The sequence below is a fragment of the Streptomyces sp. NPDC058307 genome (genome assembly GCF_042880295.1).
Classification (GTDB): Bacteria; Actinomycetota; Actinomycetes; order Streptomycetales; family Streptomycetaceae; genus Streptomyces.
This window is the reverse complement of record NZ_JBHVYZ010000143.1, coordinates 1-3886: the sequence shown is the minus strand read 5'-3', so window position 1 is coordinate 3886 and position 3886 is coordinate 1. Positions and strand designations below refer to the sequence as shown.

Below are 3886 nucleotides of genomic sequence, written 5' to 3'. Positions count from 1 at the left end.
GGGCGCCGGAGGAGCTGGCATTGCCGTTCGACCGGCCGCGTCCTGCCATGGCCAGCCACCGCGGTACGGCGGTGTCCCTTCAGATCCCCGGTGGGCTGCATCAGAGGCTGGTGGAGCGGGCGCGGGAGCAGGGCGTAACCCTGTACATGGTGTTGCAGGCGGGTCTGGCCGTACTGCTGTCGCGGCTGGGCGCGGGTGACGACATTCCCGTCGGGTCGGCCATCGCCGGGCGGACCGACGAGGCCTTGGACGATCTCGTCGGATGCTTCGTGAACACCCTGGTCGTACGGACCGACTTGTCCGGCGATCCCACGCTGGGGCAGGTGCTGGAGCGGGTGCGGGAGACGAGTCTGGCCGCCTTCGCGCATCAGGACGTGCCGTTCGAGCGGCTGGTGGAGGAACTGGCACCGGCCCGGTCGCTGGCCCGGCACCCGTTGTTCCAGGTCGTACTCACCTTCCAGAACACCGGCGGCGTCGACCTGCCGAGCGTACAGGTCAAGGGCATGGCGGCGGGATCGCCGTTGGCGAAGTTCGACCTCGACCTGCTGATCGGCGAGGTCTTCGACAGCGAAGGCCGGCCCGCAGGCCTCCTGGGTTCGCTCACGGGCGCGGCCGACGTGTTCGACGCCGAGTCGGTCGAGCGGATCGCGGAGCGCTGGACACGAGTCCTCGAGGCGCTGGCGGATGATCTCGATACCCGGGTGAGTACGGTGCCCGTACTCGAGCCGGGTGAGCGCAGGCGGGTGTTGGGCCAGTGGAACGACACGGGCGTGGATGTCGCGCCGGTGTCGGTGGCGGGGTTGTTCGAGGCGCAGGTGGGACGGGCTCCGGGTGCGGTGGCGGTGGTTTGCGAGGGGGTCGAGCTGACGTATGCCGAGTTGGATGCGCGGGCGAATCAGCTGGCGCATGCGCTGATCGGTCGCGGTGTGGGGGCGGAATCGGTGGTGGGGCTGTGTCTGCCGCGCGGGGTGGACATGATTGTGGCGATCTTGGGGGTGTGGAAGGCGGGGGCGGCGTACGTGCCGGTCGATCCGGAGTATCCGGCTGAGCGGATCGCGTTCATGTTGGCCGACAGCCGGGCGGCGGTGCTGGTGGGCACGGAGGAACTGCTGGAGGAGCTGCCGGTGGGGCGGCTGGTGACGGTGGAGGTGGATGCTGCGGCGACGCGCGCGGCGCTGGCGATGCTGCCGACCACGCCGCCGGCGGTCCCGGTGGCGCCGGAGCAACTGGCGTACGTCATCTACACATCGGGTTCGACGGGCCGGCCCAAGGGCGTGGCTGTGACCCACCGCGGACTGACCAACTACGTGGCATGTGTGCCGGGCGAGCTGGATCTCGGCCGGCCGGGCGCACGGTATGCGGTCCTGCAGGGACAGGCGACGGACCTGGGTAACACCGTCGTGTTCGGCTGCCTGACCACAGGCGGCGAGTTGCATGTGCTGCCCGCCGAGGCGGCGGTGGATGCGACGGCGGTGGCCGCGTACCTGGCGGCGCATCGCATCGACCACCTGAAGGCCGTGCCCTCGCATCTGGCGGCACTCGGCGGGGTCGGCGGGCTGGGAAGGGTGCTGCCGCAGCGGGCGCTGGTCCTGGGCGGGGAGGCGGCGTCTCCTGCCTGGATGGACGGGCTGCTGGCGGCCGCGGGCGAGCGGGCGGTGTTCAACCACTACGGCCCGACCGAGACCACGATCGGAGTGGTCACCGGCCGGCTGACGGCCGAGGTGGTGGCCGACGGGGTGGTGCCGCTGGGAAGGCCGGTGGGCAATACGCGGGCGTACGTGCTGGATGAACGACTGCGGCCGGTGGCGCCGGGCACGAACGGCGAGTTGTACGTCGCCGGGGCACAGCTGGCCCGTGGCTATGTGGGCCGGGCGGGGCTGTCCGCGGAGCGGTTTGTGGCGTGCCCGTTCGTCATCGGTGAGCGGATGTATCGCACCGGGGACCGGGTGCGCTGGATGGCTGATGGGCAGCTGGTGTTCGCGGGGCGGGCGGATGAGCAGGTGAAGATCCGGGGGTTCCGGATCGAGCCGGGTGAGGTGCAGACGGTCGTCGCCGCGCACCCCGCCGTACGCCAGGCGGCCGTGATCGCCCGCGAGGACACCCCCGGCGACCGGCGCCTGGTCGCCTACGTCGTCCCCGAGGACCAGGACGGTGGCGAAGGTCTGCCGGCGCTGGTGCGCCGGTACGCGGGCGAGCGGTTGCCCGAGCACATGGTGCCGTCGGCGGTGGTGGTGCTCGATGCAGTGCCTCTGACCGGCAACGGCAAGCTGGATCGCAGGGCCCTGCCGGCACCGGATCACGCGGGCACGGTCACCATCGGTGGCCGCGGTCCGAGCACGGCGCAGGAGGAGATACTGTGCGCCGCGTTCGCGGAGGTTCTCGGAGTGCCGACGGTGAGTGTCGACGACGACTTCTTCGAACTCGGCGGGCACTCCCTGCTCGCCGTACGCCTGGTGGAGTGGCTGCGGCCGCGTGGCGTCTCGCTCTCCGTACGGACGCTCTTCGAGACGCCGACGGTGGCCAGCCTGGCGGCTGCGGCGGGCGCGGAGCAGGTGGTGGTGCCGGAGAACCGTATCCCGGTGGGTACGGAGATGATCACTCCGGAGATGCTGCCGCTGGTGGAACTGGACGAGGACGAGATCGACACCGTGGTCGCCACGGTCGACGGCGGGGCGGGCAATGTCGCGGACATCTATCCGCTGGCGCCCCTGCAGGAGGGCATCCTCTTCCACCACCTGATGACAGACGCAGGCGCACGAGATGTCTATGTCATGCCGGTGGTCCTGGAGTTCGACTCGCGTGCCCGGCTGAGCGGGTTTGCAGCTGCGTTGCAGCAGGTGGTGGACCGGCATGACATCTACCGCACGGCGGTGGTGTGGGAGGGGTTGCGGGAGCCGGTGCAGGTGGTGGCGCGTGCGGCGGTGCTGCCGGTGCGCGAGGTGGCGCTGGAGTCGGGACCGGATCCCGTGCAGCAGCTGTTGCGGGCGGCGGGGGCGACGATGGATGTGACCCGGGCACCCCTGTTGGACCTGCACGTTGCCGCGCATCCAGAGGGCGACGGCCGCTGGCTGGCGTCTCTCCGTATCCACCAGATGGTTCGCGACCACACGGCCATGGACGTGCTGCTGGGAGAAGTGCGGGCGATTCTGGCGGGGCGTGGTGGGGAGTTGGCCCGGCCGTTGCCGTTCCGGGATTTCGTGGCGCAGGCGCGGGGTGGGGTGGAGCGGGCGGAGCATGAGCGGTATTTCGCGGGGTTGTTGGGTGATGTGGTGGAGCCGACGGCGCCGTACGGGCTGGTGGATGTGCATGGTGATGGTGTGGGTGCGGTGCGGGCGCAGCTGCCGGTGCGGGCCCCGGTGGTGGCCGCGGTGCGAGGCTTGGCGCGGCGTCTTGGAGTGAGCCCGGCGACGTTGTTCCACGTGGCGTGGGCGCGGGTGTTGGGAGCGGTGGCCGGGCGAGCGGATGTGGTGTTCGGGACGGTGCTGTTCGGGCGGATGAACGCCGGCGCCGGCGCGGACCGAGTCGTCGGCCCCTTCATCAACACGTTGCCGGTGCGGGTGGAGTTGGCCGAGACCGGCGTGCTGGAGGCGGTGTCGGGGATGCGTGGTCAGCTGGCCGCGCTGCTCGAACACGAGCACGCTCCGCTGGCACTGGCGCAGAAGGCCAGTGGGGTGCCGGCCAACACCCCGCTGTTCACCTCCCTCTTCAACTACCGGCACAACGCCGACCAGCGCGCGGCCCAGAACAGCCGGGAGGCCACCAAGGAGCGGGTCGAGGGCATCAGGACGCTGCTCATGGAGGAGCGCACCAACTATCCGCTGACGGTGTCGGTCGATGACGTGGGTGAGGGGATCTGGCTCACGGTCGATGCGCTGGCCCCGGCCGA

General features: G+C 70.8%; 1 protein-coding gene. It reads left to right on the top strand.

Annotated elements, in window-relative coordinates; all coding sequences use genetic code 11:
* Positions 1–20: 20 nt before the first annotated feature.
* Positions 21–3886, top strand: a 3866-nt coding sequence (locus tag ACFVYN_RS41095) for an amino acid adenylation domain-containing protein (protein WP_390007975.1), incomplete at its 3' end; no start/stop codon positions are given.